The following is a 20,903-nucleotide window of genomic DNA, read 5'->3' as shown; positions in this document are numbered from 1 at the left end:
TCGTGTCAGTCGATGCATGTGTGACTGATACACTGCATTCGCGAGCAAGCCCGCTCCCGCATTGGTTAGCGGCGCCTTGAAAGTCTTTAATATTCTGAGAGTTTCTCATTGGCCCACCCCGCCCAACGCCGTTGGTACCTGCCAGTCTTCACCGTCGCTGCCCTGGTGCTGCTGCCGCTGAGCGTGATGTTGCTGTCCTGGCAGAGCATCGATGCGCAGATCTGGTCCCACCTCTGGGAAACCCAGATGCCGCGCCTGCTGGGCAACACCCTCACCCTGGTGTTGGGCGTCGGTGTCGGTGTGACCTTGTTGGGCGTCAGTCTGGCCTGGTTGACCAGCCTCTGCGAATTCCCCGGACGGCGCTGGCTCGATTGGGCGCTGATGTTGCCCTTCGCCATTCCCGCGTACGTGCTGGCTTTCGTGTTTGTGGGCCTGCTGGATTTTGCCGGCCCGGTGCAAACCCTGCTGCGCGAATGGTTCGGCAGCGGCCTGCGCCTGCCGCGCGTGCGCTCGACCAGTGGTGTGATCATCGTGCTGGTGCTGGTCTTTTACCCGTATGTGTATTTGCTGGCGCGCACGGCGTTCCTGGCCCAGGGCAAAGGCCTCATGGAAGCGGCGCGGGTGCTGGGGCAATCGCCATGGCGAGCGTTCTGGCACGTGGCCCTGCCCATGGCGCGGCCGGCGATTGGTGCCGGGGTGGCGTTGGCATTGATGGAGACGCTTGCGGATTTCGGTGCGGTCTCGGTGTTCAACTTCGATACATTCACCACCGCCATCTACAAGACCTGGTATGGCTTCTTCAGCCTTTCCAGCGCGGCACAGTTGGCCAGCCTGTTGCTGCTGGTGGTGATGTTGGTGCTGTACGGTGAACGTCGCGCACGCGGTGCCAGCCGGCCGAGTAATGAGCGGCCGCGGGGCAAGGCGCTGTATCACTTGCGTGGGCTCAAGGCAGCAGCGGCCAGTGGCTGGTGCGGGCTGGTGTTCGCCTGTGCGTTTGTCATCCCGATGCTGCAACTGGTCGTCTGGTTCTGGCAGCGCGGCCGCTTCGACTTGGATGAGCGCTATTCGGGCCTGATCGTCCACACGCTCTACTTGGGCGGCATGGCAGCGTTGATCACCGTAAGCGTGGCGTTGGTGCTGGCATTTGCCAACCGCCTGGCGCCGACCCGGGCGATCCGCTCCGGCATCAGCCTGGCCAATGTTGGCTATGCTTTGCCGGGCTCGGTACTGGCGGTATCGCTCATGTTGGCGTTCAGTTATCTGGATCGTGAGCTGGTGGTGCCGCTGTCTGGTTGGCTCGGTGGTGCGGGCAAGCCGTTGCTGCTGGGCAGCCTGTCGGCATTGGTGCTGGCTTACTTGGTGCGTTTCCTGGCGGTGGCCTATGGGCCGCTGGAAAACAGCCTGGCGCGCATCCGCCCGTCCTTGCCGGAAGCAGCACGCAGTCTGGGCGTCAGTGGCCCGCGACTGTTTTGCAAAGTGTATCTGCCGTTGTTGCTGCCGGGTACCTTGAGTGCAGCGCTGCTGGTGTTTGTCGACGTGCTCAAGGAAATGCCCGCCACCTTGCTGATGCGCCCGTTCGGCTGGGACACCCTGGCGGTTCGGATTTTCGAAATGACCAGCGAAGGCGAGTGGGCACGGGCCTCTTTGCCGGCGTTGACCCTGGTGCTGGTGGGCCTGTTACCGGTAATCGGGCTGATCCGACGCTCTGCCCGGCAAATCGGTTAGGTGCCAGTCCTACAGCTTGCAGCTACAATGCGCGGCATTCGGTGCGGCCCGTCTTTCGGGTCGAGTCGCTGGGCGTGGCTGCGGGCCTTGTAATTCAAGGTGTTTGGCACGAACGGCAACGCTGCGCACCTTCGCCACGCCCGGAAGGAGAAACCCATGGGACAGCGTACGCCTCTGTACGACCTACATCTCGCCCTCGGCGCGAAAATGGTCGATTTTGGCGGTTGGGATATGCCTCTGCACTACGGCTCGCAAGTTGAAGAACACCACCAGGTGCGACGCGACTGCGGGGTGTTCGATGTATCTCATATGACCGTGATCGATGTCAGCGGCCCCCAGGCCAAGGAATGGCTGCAGTATTTGCTGGCCAATGATGTCGAACGTCTGCATGGCTGCGGCCGTGCGTTGTACAGCGCCATGCTCAACGAAAAGGGCGGCGTGGTGGACGATATGATTGTCTACCGCACCGAGGACGCTTATCGGCTGGTGGTCAACGCAGCCACCCGCGATCAGGACATGGCGTGGATGCACGCGCAACTGGGCAATTACCAGGTGCAGCTGCATGAGCGCCCTGAGTTGGCCATGCTCGCCATCCAAGGCCCCCATGCACGGCAGAAGATTGCCGAGCTGGTCACCCAGTCTCGCAGCATGCTGATTAACCAGCTCAAGCCCTTCGAAGGCCACGCCGATGGCGATTGGTTTATCGCGCGCACGGGCTACACCGGCGAAGATGGCCTGGAGATTGTCCTGCCTGCTGATCAGGCGCCAGGCTTTTTCAACGACCTGGTGGGCGCGGGGATTTCACCCATCGGTCTCGGCGCCCGGGATACCCTTCGCCTGGAGGCTGGCATGAACCTGTATGGTCAGGACATCCACCAGGACGTTTCGCCCCTGGCATCGAACATGGCCTGGAGTATTGCCTGGGAACCTGCCGAGCGAAATTTCATTGGTCGCACCGCGCTGGAAGCGGAAAAAGCGGCGGGTGTGCAGTTCAAACTGGTCGGGCTGGTACTGGAGGAACGCGGGGTTCTGCGTGCTCACCAGGTGGTTCGTATCGCCAATATTGGCGAAGGGGAGATCACCAGTGGTAGTTTCTCTCCTACGCTGAGCAAATCCATTGCCCTGGCGCGTGTACCGACGGCCACCGCCGATCGGGCCGAAGTGGAAATCCGCGGCAAGTGGTACCCGGTTCGAGTGGTCAAACCGACCTTCGTGCGCCATGGCAAGACCTTGATCTAACCTATTCCCGGCAGGCCGAAGGCCGCTGACATTACTTCTTGAGGACACAGACTATGAGCGATATCCCTGCCGACCTGCGTTTTGCCGAAAGCCACGAATGGGCACGCCTGGAAGCTGACGGCACCGTGACCGTCGGGATCTCCGACCATGCCCAGGAAGCGTTGGGTGATGTGGTGTTTGTTGAACTGGCTGAAGTTGGCGCTACGTTTGAAGCCGAAGGCCAGGCGGGGGTGGTTGAGTCGGTGAAGGCTGCTTCGGATATCTACGCCCCGGTTGCAGGCGAAGTGATTGCAGTCAATGAGGAGCTGAGCGGTAGCCCTGAACTGCTGAACTCCGACCCGTACGGCGCGTGGATCTTCAAGCTCAAGCCAAGCAACCCGAGTGATCTGGAAAAACTGCTGGATGCGGCCGGTTACAAAGCCGCCATCGGCGAGTAAACGCCAATAGCTGAAACAGCACAAACCAATGTGGGAGCTGCGCACCGCAGCTCCCACATTTGGTTGTGGTGAGCCAGATTTTTCAGCTCGCTTTCAAGACGGCCTTCACGGCTGCCACCGACCGCTCCACATCCGCCTCTGTCATCGCCGTAAACATCGGCAATGACACGATCAAACGCCCTACCTTTTCCGCCACCGGAAACATGCCTTCCTTGAACCCCTGCGCCCGATAAAGGCTTAGCAGATGGATCGGCGGGTAGTGATAGCCAATGCCGACGCCGCGGGCCTGCATCTGCTCCATGAATGTGGCGCGTGCCGGCAGACCGTCCTGACGCTCCGGCAGCACCAGTTGGAACAGGTGCCAGTTGCTGTTTTCGAAATCAGCCGGCGGCAGTTGCGCGCCGTATTGCGCTTCAAAGTCATCGCCAAAGCATTTGAAATAGTGCCGCGCCAGGTTCTGGCGGTGAGCGGTGATCTTTTCGATATGGGCAAACTGCCCCAAGCCGATGGCTGCGGCGATGTCGGTCATGTTGAACTTGCCACCCAGCACATCCACATCCAGGCCGTCGAAGCCTGTGCGGGTAACGCCTTGCAGGCGGTACTTTTCTGCCAGCCGCGCTTCTTCGGCATTGTTCAACACAAGGCAGCCGCCTTCGGAAGAGGTGATGTTCTTGTTGGCCTGGAAGCTGAACGACACAAAATCCCCGGTGGCGCCGATACGCTCGCCATCCCAGCTTGAACCCAGCGCTTGGGCAGCATCCTCGACGATACGCAGGTTGTACTTGTTGGCCAGTGCATACAGCATCGGCATGTCCAGGGGTAGGCCAGCGAGGTACACCGGGATGATAGCTTTGGTGCGCGGGGTAATCGCAGCCTCCACCTGGGCCAGGTCGATATTGCGGGTAATCGGGTCAATATCGGCAAACACTGGCGTAGCGCCGACTTCCAGGATCACGTTGGCCGTGGCAACCCAGGAGATCGGCGTGGTGATGACTTCATCGCCCGGCCCGATACCAGCAATGCGCAAGGCAATCTCCATGGTGCAGGTGCCCGAGTTGAAGGTGCGCACCGGGCGGCCGCCAAAGTATTCAGATAACTGAGCCTCAAATGCCTGCACTTTCGGCCCGCTGGTGATCCAGCCCGAGCGCAATACATCGCCAACCGCCGAGATGGTGGCTTCGTCAATGGTTGGTTTGGAAAACGGCAGGAAGGGCTGTTGGCTCATGACGACGAAGGCATCCGTTTCAGATTGGCGATGAGTAGGCGAGGTATCAGTACCGGCATGGTTGCACGGGCTGACTGAATATAGCCTGTCGTCCGTGAATGAATTGTCATACTGCGGGTTAAAACGGGGGCAATAAAATGCCGCTTCAGCAGCGGCATTTTTCAGAGCGATGAAATCACTCGGTAACGGCGTTTTTCGCGAGGATGGCGTTGGCCAGCTCCATATCCGTGGCCTGCAGGCCAGGGTTATCGGCGCGGACTTTCTGCATTGCGGCTTCCAGGTATGGGCCACGGATGCCGCCGTCGCTGGCAACAAAGCTGCCGGCGTCGTCTTGTGCGGCAACCACCAGCTTGTGGTCCTTGAACGTCAGGTACGTCGAGCCGGTAGTGGCGCCCGACGAGATGATATTGCGCCAGAAACTGTCGGCCATGGCTGAACCGACAGGGAGGGAAAGCACAGCAAGGGTTGCGACAGCATATTTGAGACGCATGATGGGTGACTCCGGTGGGTATCTGTGAATTATGATTGTAGATAGCCCAGCCGAGTTCCATCACTGACTAAACAGTTTCAACCTTTAACACCACGCCCTCCTGGCTGACCACCCGGACTTGGGCGCCTATAGGGCTGTCCGGGCCGGTCACCATCCACACGCCATCGCCGACCTTCACTTTGCCCCGGCCGTCCACGATCGCCTGATGCACGATAAACGTGCGGCCGATAAACGCCGAGCCACGTTCGTTCAGCCCGGGCTGGTCACTCGCCTTGGCGCTGCTGCGCTGACGCTTCCACCAATACACTGCGGTCAGGATCGACAACACGGCAAACAGTAGCAACTGCCACTCCAGCCCCAGGGGCGGCACCAGGAATTTGATCACGCCCACGGCAGCCGCTGCGATACCCATCCACAACAGATACCCACCGGCGCCAAATACTTCAAGGATCAACAGCACCGTCCCCAGTGCCAGCCAATCCCAGAACGACAAATGCTGCAGGAAATCCCACATGGTGCTGGCCTCAGCCTTTCTTGTTGTCGAACGTTGCCTTGACGATCTCGCCGATACCGCCGACCGCACCGATCACCTGGCTGGCTTCCAGCGGCATCAGGATGACCTTGCTGTTGTTGGCCGACGCCAGCTTGCCCAGGGCGTCGATGTATTTTTGCGCGACGAAGTAGTTGACGGCTTGAACGTTACCGGTGGCGATCGCCTCGGAAACGACTTGAGTCGCACGAGCCTCAGCTTCAGCCTGACGCTCACGGGCTTCAGACTCCAGGAACGCAGCTTGGCGCCCACCTTCGGCCTCAAGAATTTGTGCCTGCTTCTTGCCTTCGGCTGTCAGGATCGCCGACGCCCGCAGGCCTTCGGCCTCCAGGATCTGCGCACGCTTGATCCGCTCGGCTTTCATCTGGCCCGACATTGCTGCCATCAGGTCGGCGGGTGGGCTGATGTCCTTGATCTCGATACGGGTGATCTTGATGCCCCATGGCGCGGTAGCTTCATCAACGGTGCGCAACAGTTTTTCGTTGATACCGTCACGCTGGCTGAGCATGGCGTCCAGCTCCATGGAGCCGAGCACAGTACGGATATTGGTTTGCAGCAGGTTGCGGATGGCGTGTTCGAGGTTATTGACCTCATAAGCCGCCTGGGCGGTGTTGACCACCTGGAAGAAGCACACGGCGTCGATCTGCACGGCGGCGTTGTCGGCTGTGATCACTTCCTGGGGCGGGATGTCCAGCACGCTTTCCATCACGTTGATCTTGCGACCAATGCGGTCCATGACCGGGATGATGATGTTCAGGCCAGGTTTGAGGGTGTTGGTGTAGCGGCCAAAACGCTCGACCGTCCACTGGTACCCTTGGGGTACGACCTTGAAGCCCATGAGCAGGATGGCGATGGCCAGGCCCACAAAAAGAAGCAGTACGGTTCCGATCTGCATAGCGATTCCCTATCTGATGGTGTCAGTGAAACGACGTTCGGCCGATTGTAACGGTGTTGTCACCGATAAGAACGGTTTCACCGCGTAACAAACAAAGGATTTGTTACCGAATCCCCAGGGGTCACCCGCAATACTTCCGCCATGGTGGTCAGCCCCGCTTCGATTTTTTGCATACCCGCGCTGCGCAGGCTGCACATGCCTTGTGCAACCGCTGCCTGGCGCAGGGCCTGCACGTCGGCGCCGGGCGTGATCAGCGCCTTGAGTTCTTCGTTCAATACCATGATTTCGTAAACGCCGGCTCGCCCCCGAAAACCACTGTTTCGGCATTCAACGCACCCGACGGCCTCATGAACCTCACCCAGCGCACGTTTGCAGTGAGGGCACAAAACCCGCACCAACCGCTGCGCCATTACGCCGAGCAAGGTGGCCTTGATCAAATAGTGAGCAATGCCTAGCTCCTGCAAGCGGCTGATAGCGCTGGGTGCATCGTTGGTATGCAGTGTGGATAGCACCAAGTGCCCGGTCAGCGCGGCCTGGATCGCCATTTCAGCGGTTTCCTGGTCGCGGATTTCACCGATCATGATGATGTCCGGGTCCTGGCGCAGCAGGGCGCGGATGGCGCTGGCAAAGGTCAGGTCGATGTTGTGTTGCACCTGCATCTGGTTGAACGCGGGTTCGACCATCTCGATCGGGTCTTCCACGGTGCACAGGTTGACCTCCCGGGTCGCCAGTTGCCTGAGCGTGGTGTACAGGGTGCTGGTCTTGCCCGAACCCGTAGGGCCGGTGACCAGGATGATGCCGTTGGCCTGGCCAGTCATGGCGAGCCAGCGTTGTTGGTCCTCACTGGACAGGCCTAACTGGTCAAAGCCCTTGAGCAGCACCTGAGGGTCGAAAATCCGCATCACCAGTTTCTCGCCAAATGCTGTCGGCAGGGTGGAAAGACGCAGCTCGACTTCCGCCCCCGCCGGGCTTTTGGTTTTGACCCGGCCATCCTGTGGCCTGCGTTTTTCCGCCACGTTCATGCGGCCCAGGCTCTTCAGGCGGCTGACCACGGCCATCGTGACCTGGGGCGGAAACTGATAGACGTCATGCAGCAGCCCATCGATGCGAAAGCGCACACGGCCCTGTTCACGGCACGGTTCAATATGGATATCACTGGCGCGCTGGGCAAAGGCGTACTGCAGCAGCCAGTCGACGATATTGACGATATGCGCGTCGTTGGCATCAGGCTCCTGGTCGCTGGCGCCAAGGTTGAGCAGGTCCACATGGCCAGGCGCCGCGACCTTTTGATCGGCGCCGCTGACGGACTTCGCCAGCCGGTAAAACTCGCCGATACAGCGGGCGATGTCCTGGGGGTTGGCGACCACTCGCTTGATCGAGCGCTTGAGCACCTGGGCGAGCCCAGCTTCCCAACTGGTGACGTGGGGCTGGGCGCTGGCGACGGTGACGGTCTGTGCGTCCACCGCCACCGCCAGTATGGCGTGGCGTTGAGCGAAGGCGTGGGACATCAGCGGCACGACCGTCCCCACGTCGATCTTCAACGGGTCGATACGCAAATAAGGTTGCCCTGCATGCTGGGCAAGCCATTCGGTGAGGGTTTCCAGGTTGGGGCCAAGGGCTGCGATGCTTTCCAAGGGATGCTGGGTGTTACTGGCCGGTAGCGCCGACAAGCGTTGCGCAACCTCGGGTGTGATCAGTTTTCCGTCGACCAAAGCCGGCAACAGTTGATGCAATTCCAAACGTTGGTCAACGAGCATGAAGGTTTTCCTGGGGGCAGTGGGCGTAAATCCCAGGCTAGCCAGCCCCTGAATATTTGCCTCCCAGGGTGTATTGCAGCTTTTTACCGAGCGCCCGCCACCATCGTTTGAAGCCCCGTAGAGTCCGCCGACCACACATCCAACTCGCACACGTTGATCAGGTTTCGAATCTTTTCACCGATCACCTGGGCGCGGTGCCAGCTCAGGCCGTCCATCACGATACCGATGTTCAGCACGTCATCCTCCCTGTTCACTGTGACGTGTCGCGGTGTCAAAAACTGCAGCGCGAAATAGTTGAGCACTCGGCACAGCGCATCCGGCTCCGCCTCGGCGACGATCTGGTAATGCGCCTGGCAATGGGCGTTGTTGGTGGCCCACGCATCGGCGCGAGTGACAGGGTGAGTGGTTTCGACGCCGTGCATGGGAAAGCTCCAGATTTGACTGGAGAAATTTTTACATTCGCCGTGGGAGATTTTTTATCTAAGATGAGCCTGTTTTGCGAATAATCGAATCAATCAATTCAAGATAAGCACCTTGGAAGGTATTTATATGCACAGCGAGCTGGACGCCTACGACCGCCGTATCCTGGCCCTGCTGCAAGAAGACGCGTCGCTCTCCAGTGCGCAAATTGCCGAGCAGGTGGGCCTGTCCCAGTCGCCGTGCTGGCGGCGCATCCAGCGGCTCAAGGAAGAGGGGGTGATCCGCGGCCAGGTCACCTTGCTCGATCGCAAGAAGATCGGTCTCAACACGCAGATATTCGCCGAGGTCAAACTCAACGCCCACGGCCGTTCCAACTTCACTGAGTTCACCGACGCGATTCGCGGCTTTCCGCAAGTGCTGGAATGTTATGTGCTGATGGGGGCGGTGGATTTTCTGTTGCGAATTGTCACTTCGGACATTGAAGCGTATGAGCGGTTTTTCTTCGAGAAGCTGTCGATGGTGCCGGGGATTCAGGAGGTCAATTCGATTGTGGCGCTATCCGAGATCAAGTCCACGACCAGCCTGCCAGTATTGCGCTGACCTTGTGGGAACGGGGTTGCTCGCGAAAGCAGCGTGTCAGTCACCGAATGTGTTTCTGATCCACTGCTTTCGCGAGCCAGCCCGCTCCCACACTTTGACCGAGGCGTCCTTTGAATTACAGACGCAGCAAAGTCTTCCAGGCACGGTTCTGATACACCGCAATCGCCTGATGCATCCGCGCATCCAGCGACTCATCGGTGATCGGCTGATTGGCCAGTTGCGCCAACTTGTTCAGCTCGCCATACAGGCGGTCCAGCTCCAGAAGGTCGACCACGTTACGCGCATGGTGCAGCCAGGCCTGGATGCGTTCGATACGCGGCAGTTGCTCAGCCAGGTCTTCCGGTTGCTGCTGGTAGCGCGGCAATTGCAGGGCGACTGCATCGTCGGCCAGCAGGCGTGGCAGCCAGTTGGTGATTTGCGCAGCGCCCTGGCGGTTGCCACGCACATTGCGGTCGGCGGTCCAGGTGCGAGCCAGCAGCCAGCGCGAGGCGTTCAGTGAGAACTGGCCCCAGCGCAGGTCTTCCAACTCTTCGGCGAACTGCTCAGGCGCAGCTTTGCGGATGTCTTCATCGTCGTCACCGGCTTGTACCAGTGGGCGCCAGTCTTCCAGCAGGGCATCGAGTGCGCTGCGCAGTTCGCTGGTGGATTGACGCGGTGCGGCCTGGCCGAGGCTGCCGATCAGGGCGCGCAGTTCGCCGAGGGTGTCGACCCAGTCTTGCAACAGGCGCCAGTGGCCATTGAAACGGTATTGCTCGGCCAGGCGTTGGCTGCTGCCGAGCAGGTGCCACATGATCGCAGCGAAGGCATCGTCCAACGGCATTTCGGCGTGGATCTGCGGCGCTGGCAGGCTCAACGAGTAGCTGCTGGCGTCATACAAGCGGTAGCCACGCTCGGCCTTGCTGATGTCGCAAGGCATCAGCGCCAGGGTCGCGGCCAGCTCGGCGGCGAGTTCCAGCAGGGCAGCCGGTTCGCCTTCGCGCAGTTCCAGTTCCAGCTCGCAGATTTCTTCTTTCTGCTTCCCAACCACCACGTGTCCCAGGTCCAAAGCGGCTTCGATCACCACCTTGGCTTTGCCACGGCCCCAGGCGATTTCGGCGCGTTCACGCACAAAGTCGGTGGTGAAGATCGGCTTGAGGGTCTTTTTGTCCAGCTCGGCCAGTTGCTCGGGCCAGCATTCGCCGTCGAGTTTCTTCACGTCGAGCTTGGCTTTGGGCAGGTCCCAGTTGTATTCGTTACGTTCCGACAAGCCGGCGACGCTCTGACCGCGGGTCTTGAGGGTCTGGATGATATCGTCACCGTCCTTGCGCAGGCGCAGGGCGACTTTGGCCTGGGCCAGGTCGCGTTCGGGGGTGTCGAAATACTGGTTCATCAACTCACGGCGTTCCCAGCCACTTTTGTTGCGTTTTTTCAGTAGCGGGTGCTCACGCAGCGCGGCGAGTGTTTCGCGGCTGACGCGGAGCTTGATTTCGGTTTCTTTCTGCATGGCCGGAAAATCCAGGATCGGGAGCGCAGCCGGGAAAAAGAGTGGCTGCCAAGGTCGTGCAGTGTACAGGACTGAGCCCGGCAACGTGCCGCAACGGTTTATTGTGTCGTGCAGATGCCTTTATAGTGGGACTCATCCGGGAAGTTGGGAGACCGCGAATGCCATTACCGTCCATGAAAGAGCAATTCGCCGCATTGGTTGCCGCGCCGTCGGTCAGTTGCACCCAAGCGTCTCTCGACCAGACCAACCGCCCGGTGATCGACCTGCTTGCCACCTGGCTGGGCGATTTGGGTTTCGCCATTGACATCCAGCAGGTCAGCCCTGGCAAATTCAACCTGCTCGCCAGTTTCGGCAGCGGCCCCGGTGGCCTGGTGTTGGCCGGCCATAGTGATACCGTTCCTTATGACGCCGCGCTGTGGAAGACTGATCCGCTCAAACTGACGGAAGTCGACGGCCGCTGGGTAGGACTGGGCAGTTGTGACATGAAGGGCTTTTTTGCTCTGGCGATTGAGGCGGTGCTGCCGCTACTGGATCAACCGTTCAAGCAACCGCTGCTGATTCTCGCCACCTGCGATGAAGAAAGTTCCATGTCCGGCGCCCGCGCGCTGGCCGAGGCAGGGCGCCCGTTGGGCCGCGCGGCGGTGATCGGTGAACCGACCGGGCTCAAGCCGATCCGCCTGCACAAAGGCGTGATGATGGAGCGCATCGACATCCTCGGCCAGAGTGGCCATTCGTCGGACCCAAGCCTGGGCCACAGCGCCCTCGAAGCCATGCATGACGCCATGGGCGAACTGCGCGGGCTGCGCCTGGCCTGGCAACGTGAGTACCGCAATCCGCAATTCAGCGTGCCACAGCCGACCCTGAATTTTGGCTGCATCCATGGCGGGGACAACCCTAACCGCATCTGCGGCCAGTGCTCCCTGGAGTTCGACCTGCGGCCCTTGCCGGGCATGGACCCGCAGGTGTTGCGCGCGGCTATCCGGCACAAGCTTGAACCCTTGGCCGAGCGGCACAAGGTCAAGATCGACTACGCGCCGTTGTTCCCCGAAGTGCCGCCGTTTGAGCAAGCCGAAGACGCCGAGCTGGTGCGGGTTGCGCAACGATTGACCGGTCATCGTGCTGAAGCAGTGGCGTTCGGCACCGAAGCGCCTTATCTTCAGCGCCTTGGTTGTGAAACCCTGGTACTTGGCCCTGGCGACATCGCTTGCGCCCATCAGCCGGGCGAGTACCTCGAAATGTCACGCTTGACGCCTACAGTGCGTCTATTGCGGGAACTGATCGAACATTACTGCCTGAAACCTGCATAAATTAACCTCTGCCCATTCGTACATAAGGAGAGTGAGCGTGTCGCCAAGCCTGTTCCGACGATAACCATCAGCCCGCTGTGCGCTTTCACGATTCATCCTTTTTCGGCTGCTTTTTATTACAGGCCCAGGTTCTATGCCCGACTACGTTAATTGGCTTCGTCACGCGTCCCCTTACATCAACGCCCACCGCGACTGCACTTTTGTAGTCATGCTGCCCGGCGATGGTGTGGAGCATCCGAACTTCGGTAATATCGTCCACGACCTGGTGCTGCTTCACAGCCTGGGGGTGCGACTGGTGCTGGTGCACGGTTCGCGCCCGCAGATCGAAGTGCGCCTCGAAGCGCGTGGCCTGACCCCTACTTACCACGAAGGCATGCGCATCACCGATGCGGCGACGCTGGAGTGTGTGATCGACGCGGTCGGCCACCTGCGTATCGCCATTGAAGCGCGCCTGTCGATGGACATGGCCTCGTCGCCGATGCAGGGCTCGCGCCTGCGCGTGACCAGCGGCAACTTCGTGACCGCGCGCCCTATCGGCGTATTGGATGGCGTGGACTATCACCACACCGGCGAAGTGCGCCGGGTCGACCGCAAGGGTATTAATCGCCTGCTGGACGAGCGCTCCATCGTGCTGTTGTCGCCGCTGGGGTATTCGCCCACTGGTGAGATCTTCAACCTGGCCTGCGAAGACGTCGCTACTCGCGCCGCCATCGACTTGGGTGCCGACAAGCTGCTGCTGTTCGGCGCCGACTTGGGCCTGATCGATGAAAATGGTCGCCTGGTGCGCGAACTGCGCCCGCAACAAGTGCCGGCCCACCTGCAGCGCCTGGGCAGCAACTACCAGGCCGAATTACTCGACGCCGCCGCAGAAGCCTGCCGGGGTGGAGTAGGGCGCAGCCATATCGTCAGCTACGCCGAAGACGGCGCTTTGCTCACCGAGCTGTTTACCCGTGACGGCGGCGGTACGCTGGTGGCCCAGGAGCAATTTGAACTGGTGCGCGAAGCGGCGATTGAAGACGTGGGCGGCTTGCTCGACCTGATCAGCCCGTTGGAAGAGCAGGGCATCCTGGTGCGCCGTTCGCGGGAAGTGCTGGAGCGTGAGATCGAGCAGTTCAGCGTGGTGGAACGCGAGGGCATGATCATCGCTTGTGCAGCGCTGTATCAGATCGCAGATTCGGATGCAGGTGAGCTGGCGTGCCTGGCAGTGAACCCGGAATATCGCCACGGCGCGCGGGGTGATGTGTTGTTGGAGCGCATCGAAACCCGAGCGCGGGCGCAAGGGTTGAAGACATTATTTGTCCTCACCACCCGCACCGCCCACTGGTTCCGTGAGCGCGGTTTTGTGCCCAGCAGCGTGGACCGTCTGCCCTCGGCGCGGGCTTCGCTGTACAACTATCAGCGTAATTCGAAGATTTTTGAGAAGGCCTTGTAGGCCCGATTTCGGCGGTCAAGCAGGTCAAAGTGTGAGAGGGGGGGCTTGCTCCCGATGGCGGAGTGTCAGTCGATAGTACTTGACTGGCTCACCGCTATCGGGAGCAAGCCCCTTCTCATTTCTATCACTTCAGAAGTATTGATCAGAGCCGATACGATGGCAGGCACACCGTTAAATCAGCGGCTTTGACATCAAAAGAAAGTATTAGAGATACAAAAACTGTAACAAATTGACGGGAGGATGTGCGTTTCGCCATCATGGCGTCGCTTTTTTGATCGTGAGTGACGTATGAAAACGTACAGTCAGACTAAACGGTCTAAAAGTGCGCTGGTAAATACCCTTTAGGAATAGCTTTTGTAACGTTCAGCCAACGTAGGCTGGCTCGTATCACGAAAACTTTTATTCCTTAATCGTATAAAAAAGAATGAAGCAATTCTTTTTGGGTGTATGGAAAACTCATTACCCTGCAGGGACCAAATCAACTGCGATTAGACGAAGGTAGTAGACACACAAGGTTACGATTGACTTGTCAGTCACTATGCGGTGCTAATCGCGCATCTGTGGATCGAGGGCGTCAGACCCGAGACCAAAGAACTACAAAAATTAGAAACGAGAGGAGCGGTACATGAAGAAGTCCACCTTGGCTTTGGCTGTAGCTTTGGGCGCCATCGCCCAGCACGCAGGCGCTGCCGGTTTTATCGAAGACAGCAAGGCAAGCGTCAGTTCCCGAACGTTGTATTTTGATGGCGATGCGCGTGATGGCGGCGCGGATCAGCGCGAAACAGCCACAGGCTTGAAGTTCAACTACCAGTCTGGTTTCACTCAAGGCGTGGTTGGGTTTGGGATTGATGCACAGGCGCTGGTGGGTTTCCACCTGGACGGCGGTCGTGGCCATCACCCAAACAGCAACTCCTTCGTTCCAAGCGATACCGACGGCTCTGCCGTAAGCAGCTGGAGCAGCGCGAGCGCCAACGTCAAGGCCCGCTTCTCCAAGACTGAAGCGCATTTGGGTGGCGCACTGGCTCCAAACCTGCCGATCCTGATTGCAAGCGACGGCCGTCTGCTTCCTCAAACCTTTGAAGGCGGCACCATCACCTCCAAAGAAATCGACAATGTGACCTTCAACGCCGGTCAACTTGAGCACGCCACTGGCCGTGCTTCGAGCAACAGCACCGGTTTGGCTGTCAACGGCGGTTCGAAGGAAAGCAACCAGTTCCGTTTTGGTGGCGCTGACTGGAAGGTCACCAAAGACCTGACCCTGCAGTACTACTACTCGAATCTGGAAGACTACTACAAGCAGCAGTTCCTCGGTCTGGTGCACGTTTACCCAATCAGCGAAGGTCAATCGTTCAAGACCGATTTGCGCTACTTCGACAGCAGCTCCGATGGCAAGAATGGTCAAGCTGGGTACCGCTTCAACAACAACGGTGGCTACGCTAAGAACACTGGCGAGGTTGATAACAAAACCTGGAGTGCCATGTTCACCTACGCCTTGGGTGGCAGTGCTTTCATGGTCGGCCATCAGCGCGTCAACGATGACGGCGGTTTTGTTTGGCTGAACCAAGGTAGCGTTGTTAACGGTAGCGGCGGTAGCGAGGGTGCTGGTGGTTCAAGCTTCTATCTGTTCACCGACAGCATGATCAACTCCTTCGTTCGCGCGGGTGAAAACACTACCTTCGGTCAATACTCGTATGACTTCGCTGCGCTGGGTGTTCCAGGTCTGAAAACCTCGATTGCCTATCTGCACGGTGACAACATCAAAGCCAGCAACGGCAGCGGTGATCAATCCGAGTGGGAACGCGACATGCGTATCGACTACACCGTTCAGCAAGGCGCGCTTAAGGGCTTCGGTACCACGCTGCGCCACGGTGCTTATCGTGGTAGCGGTACAGGCATCCAGGACCAGGATCAGACCCGTCTGATCTTCAACTACACTTATAGCTTCCTGTAAGACTAAGTGAAGTAGTTGAAAAAAAAACCTCGCGCTCGCGCGAGGTTTTTTGCTTTTTCTCAAGTCGGGCTCACCCCCGTAAGCCCTTCCTGAATTCCCTCTTTAGTACAACGTCTCAAGGCCTTCTCGAACCTTGAAATCGATGTTGCTCCTCGCTCGTCACGACGTCCAATGAACAGATTTTTAATATTCTTTTATGATCTATATAGATCGGTATTTATTCTTTTAAAGTAATCCGTAACCCATGCACAGTGGGCTCCATAGCACTCGCTAGGAGCCACACCATGAGCCTAAGACTGGGCGACTCGCCCCCGACTTCGAACAGGACTCCAGCGCCGGCACGATTCGTTTCCACGAATGGCTGGGCGACAGCTGGGGCGTGTTGTTTTCCCACCCCGCGGACTTCACCCCGGTGTGCACCACCGAGCTGGGCTTCACCGCCAAGCTCAAGGACGAATTTGCCCAGCGCGGCTCAAGGCGATTGCCCTGTCGGTCGACCCGGTGGACTCGCTGCAGCTGACCGACAACCACAAGGTCGCCGCCCCGGCCAACTGGCAGGACGGTGATGAGGTGGTGATCGTGCCGTCGCTAAAGGACGAGGAAGAGATCAAGAAGCGCTTTGCGAAGGGGTATCGCGCGGTGAAGCCGTATCTGCGGCTTGCCCCTCAGCCGAATCGTTAACGCAGGCCCAATGTGGGAGCGGGCTGCATTTCAAGTCTCACATAGCAGGGGTTTCCAGGCCGTTTTCACGGCTTTTTTTTCGCCCGGAGATTTACAATCTTCATATGCATTTAAAGAATAAACAAATGAAAAAAAAAGATTTAAAGATATATAAATCTGCTGATAAGGTCTGTTCCATCTTGGCGCCATCGCCACACAGCGAACCGCTGACACCTGCTCAAGGAAATCCTGCATGTTGGTCGTAACACTTGGAGGCAGTCCCAGCCAGCGTTCCCGCTCCGGGGTGTTGCTGGATAAAACCCGTCAGTGGTTGCAAGACAAAGGCGTGGAAGTGGTGAGTTACCAGATACGGGACTTCCCGGCTGAAGACTTGCTGCACGCTCGCTTCGACAGCCCCAAGGTCATCGACCTGCTGCAACAGGTGGCGAATGCGGATGGCCTGGTGATTGCCACGCCGGTCTACAAGGCTTCGTTTTCCGGCGCGCTGAAAACCGTGCTCGACCTGCTGCCCGAACGCGCCCTGGCCCACAAGATCGTATTGCCGATGGCGACTGGCGGCAGCATCGCCCACATGCTGGCGGTGGACTACGCCTTGAAGCCGGTGTTGTCGGCGCTGAAAGCCCAGGAATTGCTCCACGGCATTTTTGCCGAGGACAGCCAGATCGCTTATGCCGAAGGCAGCGTCCAGGCGCAGTTGGTGCCGGTGGTAGAACACCGTTTACACGAAGCCCTGGAGCAGCTTTACAGCGCCATGGCCCGTCGCCCGAAACCGCTGGACCCGCATGTATTGAATGAACGTTTGCTGAGTGCTCGCTGGAGCATTTAAGCGGTACCCGACATCAAGTCACACTCACCTTACTCAGCCGCCAACGGCCAAGCAGGTGCAGCCAAAACCCTATTCGCACATTTGGAGAGAGCGCCATGCGCACTGTCATCTTGCGTCGTGGTCTGGTCGCACTGTTTGCTGCGGCTGTGTCCTTCGGCGCCATTGTTCAAGCTCAAGCCGCCGAGACCTTGCGTATCGGTTACCAGAAGTACGGCACGTTGGTGCTGCTCAAAGCCAAGGGCACCCTGGAAAAACGCCTGGCCGCCCAAGGCGTGAACGTGCAATGGACCGAGTTTCCCGGTGGGCCGCAATTGCTCGAGGGCCTGAACGTCGGCTCCATCGACTTCGGCGTGACCGGCGAAACCCCACCGGTGTTCGCCCAGGCGGCCGGTGCCGACTTGCTATACGTGGCCTACGAGCCACCCGCGCCGACCAGCGAAGCGATCCTGGTGCCGAAAGACTCGCCGATCAAATCCGTGGCCGAGCTCAAGGGCAAGAAAATCGTGCTCAACAAAGGCTCCAACGTGCACTACCTGCTGGTACGTGCGCTGGAAGACGCCGGCCTGAAATACACCGACGTGCAGACCGTGTTCCTGCCGCCCGCCGATGCACGTGCCGCCTTTGAGCGTGGCAGCCTGGATGCGTGGGTGATCTGGGACCCGTACCAGGCCGCCGCCGAGAAACAACTGCAAGCGCGCACCCTGCGTGACGGTACCGGCATCGCCGACAACCATCAGTTCTATCTGGCGACCAAGCCGTACGCTGAAAAAAATCCGGAAGTGATCAAGGCTTTGATCGAAGAAGTGCGCGCCGTGGGCGAATGGTCCAAGGCCAACCCGCAGGAAGTGACTGAACAAGTCGCTCCGCTGCTCGGCCTGCCGGCTGACATCACCCTGACCTCGATGAAACGCCAAGGCTACGGTGCGCTGTTCCTGACCCCGCAAGTGGTCGCTGCCCAGCAGAAAATCGCCGACACCTTCTACCAACTCAAATTGATTCCCACGCCCTTGAGCATCAAGGACGTGATCTGGACGCCACCCGCCGCCGTTGCCAAAGCGCCGTAATCCGATTTTTCAGGAGACAACTCCATGAGCCTCACTATTTTCTGGTTCCTGCCTACCCACGGTGACGGCCATTACCTTGGCACCGCCGAAGGCGCTCGCGCCGTCGACCACGGTTACCTGCAGCAAGTGGCCCAGGCTGCTGACCGCCTAGGGTTCGGTGGGGTGCTGATCCCTACCGGTCGCTCCTGCGAAGACTCGTGGCTGGTGGCTGCCTCGCTGATCCCGGTGACCCAGCGTCTGAAATTCCTTGTCGCGTTGCGCCCCGGGATCATTTCCCCGACGGTGGCCGCGCGTCAGGCCGCGACCCTGGACCGCCTGTCTGGCGGCCGTGCGTTGTTCAATCTTGTCACCGGTGGTGACCCGGAGGAATTGGCCGGCGACGGTCTGTTCCTCAGCCATGAAGAGCGCTACCAGGCCTCGGTGGAATTCACCCGCATCTGGCGCCGCGTGCTGGAAGGCGAAACCGTGGATTACGACGGCGAGCACATCAGCGTCAAAGGCGCCAGGCTGCTTTACCCGCCGATCCAGCAACCACGCCCGCCGCTGTACTTCGGCGGTTCCTCCGAAGCCGCCCAGGACCTGGCTGCCGAACAAGTGGAAATGGTGCTGACTTGGGGCGAGCCACCGGCTGCCGTCGCTGAAAAGATCGAACAGGTACGGGCCAAGGCCGCGAAGCTCGGGCGCACTGTGCGCTTTGGTATTCGCTTGCATGTGATCGTGCGTGAAACCAACGATGAGGCGTGGAAAGCCGCCGACAAACTGATCGCTCATCTGGACGACGACACCATTGCTCGTGCCCAGGCCTCCTTGGCGCGTTTCGATTCCGTCGGCCAGCAACGCATGGCTGCCTTGCATGGCGGCAACCGCGACCACCTCGAAGTCAGCCCCAATCTGTGGGCCGGCGTCGGCCTGGTCCGCGGCGGCGCGGGTACGGCACTGGTGGGCGATGGCCCAACGGTTGCGGAACGTGTGAAGGAATACGCAGCACTCGGCATCGACACGTTTATCTTCTCTGGTTACCCACACCTGGAAGAGTCGTATCGCGTCGCCGAGCTGCTGTTCCCACACCTGGATATCGAGCGTCCCGAGCTGCCGAAAAGCGCTGGGTACGTCAGCCCGTTCGGCGAGATGGTCGCCAACGACATCCTTCCCAACGCTGCGTCACAGAGCTGAGACAGCGCCATGAACTGTGAAAAACTAAGCCATCGTCTGGCGCCCTGGGTACTGCCGATTCTCTTGCTGGCGGTGTGGCAGTGGTCGGTGTCGGCGGGCGGGTTGTCGACGCGCATCCTGCCGGCCCCCAGCGCAGTGATTGCAGCCGGCGTCCACCTGGTGGCCAGCGGCGAAATCTGGACACACCTGGCCATCAGCGGCTGGCGTGCGGGCCTGGGTTTTGTGATCGGCGCCAGCATCGGTCTGGCCCTGGGCTTTATCACCGGCCTGTCGAAGTGGGGCGAACGCCTGCTGGACAGCTCGGTGCAGATGATCCGCAACGTGCCGCACCTGGCGCTGATCCCGTTGGTAATCCTCTGGTTCGGCATCGACGAAACGGCGAAGATTTTCCTGGTTGCCCTTGGCACGCTGTTCCCGATCTACCTCAACACGTATCACGGCATCCGCAATGTCGACCCGGCGCTGGTGGAAATGTCGCGCAGCTACGGCTTGTCCGGGTTCAGCCTGTTCCGTCAGGTGATCCTGCCTGGCGCGCTGCCGTCGATCCTGGTGGGGGTGCGGTTTGCCCTGGGCTTCATGTGGCTGACGCTGATCGTGGCGGAAACCATCTCGGCCAGTTCCGGTATCGGTTACCTGGCGATGAACGCCCGTGAATTCCTGCAAACCGACGTGGTGGTACTCGCGATTGTGATGTACGCGATCCTCGGCAAGCTCGCCGACCTGGCCGCGCGTGGCCTGGAGCGTGTGTGGCTGCGCTGGCACCCGGCGTATCAAGTGAATAAAGGAGGTGCGGCATGACCGCTCAACAACCCCCGCGCCTGCTGAAGGGGATTCCCCTGGCGGTGCGCAAACTGCGAAAGGCTTTTGGTGCGCGCGAAGTGCTCAAGGAAATCGACCTGCACATTCCTGCCGGCCAGTTCGTAGCGGTAGTCGGTCGCAGCGGTTGCGGCAAAAGTACTCTATTGCGCTTGCTGGCTGGCCTGGACAAAGCCAGCGGCGGCGAACTGCTGGCCGGCTCTGCGCCGCTGAGCGAAGCGATTGAAGACACGCGGTTAATGTTCCAGGAAGCACGCCTGCTGCCATGGAAAAAGATCATCGACAACGTCGGCTTGGGTCTTAAAGGCAACTGGCGCCACAAAGCGTTAGACGCCCTGGAAGCAGTCGGCCTGGCCGAACGTGCCAATGAGTGGCCGGCGGCGCTGTCCGGTGGGCAGAAGCAGCGCGTGGCCCTGGCGCGCGCCTTGATCCATCAACCGCGCCTGCTGTTGCTTGACGAGCCCTTGGGCGCGTTGGATGCACTGACTCGTATCGAGATGCAGCAACTGATCGAAAACCTCTGGCACAAGCACGGCTTTACCGTGTTGCTGGTAACCCACGACGTCAACGAAGCCGTGGCCATTGCCGAGCGGGTGATTCTGATCGAAGACGGCGAAATCGGCCTCGATCTGATCGTCGACCTGCCACGCCCACGGGCCCGCGGCTCGCATCGCCTGGCGGCGCTGGAAGCCGAAGTGCTCAACCGTGTGTTGTCGTTACCCGGCACGCCGCCGGAACCTGAACCTGTTTCACCGCTGCCTACGCAATTGCGTTGGGCTCAATAGAAAGAAGCAGCGGCAAGCTGCAAGCTTGAAGCTGCAAGGGAAAGCAC

At 59.7% G+C, this 20,903-nt stretch carries 19 protein-coding genes and 1 pseudogene; 13 read left to right on the top strand and 7 right to left on the bottom strand.

From position 1 onward, the window contains the following. Window positions 1-108 precede the first annotated feature (108 nt). The 3 genes from AACY36_RS04045 to gcvH all read left to right on the top strand — a co-directional run bounded on the left by AACY36_RS04045 (window position 109) and on the right by gcvH (window position 3,401). Complete coding sequence (locus tag AACY36_RS04045; protein WP_339415179.1) at window positions 109-1,725, top strand: ABC transporter permease; 1,617 nt, start codon at window positions 109-111, stop codon at window positions 1,723-1,725. Between the two features lie 156 nt (window positions 1,726-1,881). Beyond that, entirely contained in the window at window positions 1,882-2,964 is a 1,083-nt protein-coding gene (gene gcvT, locus AACY36_RS04040; RefSeq protein WP_339415180.1) for a glycine cleavage system aminomethyltransferase GcvT, read from the top strand. Between the two features lie 53 nt (window positions 2,965-3,017). After that, window positions 3,018-3,401, top strand: a complete 384-nt coding sequence (gene gcvH, locus AACY36_RS04035) for a glycine cleavage system protein GcvH (RefSeq protein ID WP_339415181.1) — start codon at window positions 3,018-3,020, stop codon at window positions 3,399-3,401. A gap of 82 nt (window positions 3,402-3,483) precedes the next feature. Here the strand turns inward: gcvH and AACY36_RS04030 are convergent, their stop codons facing one another. From AACY36_RS04030 to AACY36_RS04005, 6 genes are all read right to left on the bottom strand, one after another. Next, a complete protein-coding gene (locus AACY36_RS04030) occupies window positions 3,484-4,626 on the bottom strand; it encodes a DegT/DnrJ/EryC1/StrS family aminotransferase (RefSeq protein WP_339415182.1) in 1,143 nt (380 codons plus the stop codon). 175 nt (window positions 4,627-4,801) lie between these two features. After that, entirely contained in the window at window positions 4,802-5,116 is a 315-nt protein-coding gene (locus AACY36_RS04025) for a DUF2388 domain-containing protein (RefSeq protein ID WP_339415183.1), read from the bottom strand. Window positions 5,117-5,183: 67 nt separating this feature from the next. Then, window positions 5,184-5,630, bottom strand: a complete 447-nt coding sequence (locus tag AACY36_RS04020) for an NfeD family protein (RefSeq protein WP_339415184.1) — start codon at window positions 5,628-5,630, stop codon at window positions 5,184-5,186. A gap of 10 nt (window positions 5,631-5,640) precedes the next feature. Then, complete coding sequence (locus tag AACY36_RS04015) at window positions 5,641-6,561, bottom strand: SPFH domain-containing protein (protein WP_339415185.1); 921 nt, start codon at window positions 6,559-6,561, stop codon at window positions 5,641-5,643. A gap of 77 nt (window positions 6,562-6,638) precedes the next feature. Beyond that, window positions 6,639-8,318: a GspE/PulE family protein gene (locus AACY36_RS04010; protein ID WP_339415186.1), complete on the bottom strand. Its 1,680-nt coding sequence runs from the start codon at window positions 8,316-8,318 to the stop codon at window positions 6,639-6,641. Window positions 8,319-8,401: 83 nt separating this feature from the next. Continuing rightward, on the bottom strand, window positions 8,402-8,740 hold the full coding sequence (locus tag AACY36_RS04005; RefSeq protein WP_339415187.1) for a hypothetical protein: 339 nt from the start codon (window positions 8,738-8,740) through the stop codon (window positions 8,402-8,404). A 127-nt stretch (window positions 8,741-8,867) separates the two neighbouring features. Here AACY36_RS04005 and AACY36_RS04000 point away from each other — a divergent pair, with 127 nt between their 5' ends. Continuing rightward, complete coding sequence (locus tag AACY36_RS04000; RefSeq protein ID WP_339415188.1) at window positions 8,868-9,338, top strand: Lrp/AsnC family transcriptional regulator; 471 nt, start codon at window positions 8,868-8,870, stop codon at window positions 9,336-9,338. Between the two features lie 115 nt (window positions 9,339-9,453). On the opposite strand, the gene AACY36_RS03995 is transcribed toward AACY36_RS04000, so the two are convergent. Next, the gene (locus AACY36_RS03995; protein ID WP_339415189.1) at window positions 9,454-10,821 is read right to left on the bottom strand and encodes a CYTH domain-containing protein; all 1,368 of its coding nucleotides are present in this window, start codon (window positions 10,819-10,821) and stop codon (window positions 9,454-9,456) included. A 158-nt stretch (window positions 10,822-10,979) separates the two neighbouring features. Here AACY36_RS03995 and argE point away from each other — a divergent pair, with 158 nt between their 5' ends. The 9 genes and pseudogenes from argE (at window position 10,980) to ssuB (ending at window position 20,856) form a co-directional block, all read left to right on the top strand. After that, window positions 10,980-12,128, top strand: coding sequence for an acetylornithine deacetylase (gene argE / locus AACY36_RS03990; RefSeq protein WP_339415190.1), 1,149 nt, complete (start codon window positions 10,980-10,982; stop codon window positions 12,126-12,128). A gap of 133 nt (window positions 12,129-12,261) precedes the next feature. Next, on the top strand, window positions 12,262-13,560 hold the full coding sequence (gene argA / locus AACY36_RS03985; RefSeq protein ID WP_065891333.1) for an amino-acid N-acetyltransferase: 1,299 nt from the start codon (window positions 12,262-12,264) through the stop codon (window positions 13,558-13,560). Window positions 13,561-14,185: 625 nt separating this feature from the next. After that, window positions 14,186-15,511 (top strand): OprD family outer membrane porin, encoded by a 1,326-nt coding sequence (locus AACY36_RS03980; protein ID WP_339456532.1) that lies wholly within the window; start codon window positions 14,186-14,188, stop codon window positions 15,509-15,511. Between the two features lie 284 nt (window positions 15,512-15,795). After that, window positions 15,796-16,192 (top strand): annotated as a pseudogene (locus tag AACY36_RS03975) (redoxin domain-containing protein). A gap of 232 nt (window positions 16,193-16,424) precedes the next feature. Further along, a complete protein-coding gene (ssuE, locus tag AACY36_RS03970) occupies window positions 16,425-17,018 on the top strand; it encodes an NADPH-dependent FMN reductase (RefSeq protein WP_339415192.1) in 594 nt (197 codons plus the stop codon). A gap of 95 nt (window positions 17,019-17,113) precedes the next feature. After that, on the top strand, window positions 17,114-18,082 hold the full coding sequence (locus AACY36_RS03965; RefSeq protein WP_339427626.1) for a sulfonate ABC transporter substrate-binding protein: 969 nt from the start codon (window positions 17,114-17,116) through the stop codon (window positions 18,080-18,082). 24 nt (window positions 18,083-18,106) lie between these two features. Next, window positions 18,107-19,255 carry an FMNH2-dependent alkanesulfonate monooxygenase gene (gene ssuD / locus AACY36_RS03960; protein ID WP_339415194.1) on the top strand — a complete coding sequence of 383 codons (1,149 nt, stop codon included), beginning with the start codon at window positions 18,107-18,109 and terminating at the stop codon, window positions 19,253-19,255. Between the two features lie 9 nt (window positions 19,256-19,264). Next, a complete protein-coding gene (gene ssuC, locus AACY36_RS03955; protein WP_339415195.1) occupies window positions 19,265-20,053 on the top strand; it encodes an aliphatic sulfonate ABC transporter permease SsuC in 789 nt (262 codons plus the stop codon). Beyond that, window positions 20,050-20,856 carry an aliphatic sulfonates ABC transporter ATP-binding protein gene (gene ssuB, locus AACY36_RS03950; RefSeq protein WP_339427628.1) on the top strand — a complete coding sequence of 269 codons (807 nt, stop codon included), beginning with the start codon at window positions 20,050-20,052 and terminating at the stop codon, window positions 20,854-20,856. The genes ssuC and ssuB overlap by 4 nt, the downstream gene beginning before the upstream one ends. Window positions 20,857-20,903: the final 47 nt, after the last annotated feature.

Origin of the sequence: Pseudomonas sp. EA_15y_Pfl1_P101, from assembly GCF_963970835.1 — a bacterium.
In the GTDB taxonomy this organism is placed as follows: domain Bacteria; phylum Pseudomonadota; class Gammaproteobacteria; order Pseudomonadales; family Pseudomonadaceae; genus Aquipseudomonas; species Aquipseudomonas tritici.
This window is presented reverse-complemented; position numbering and strand designations above follow the sequence as displayed.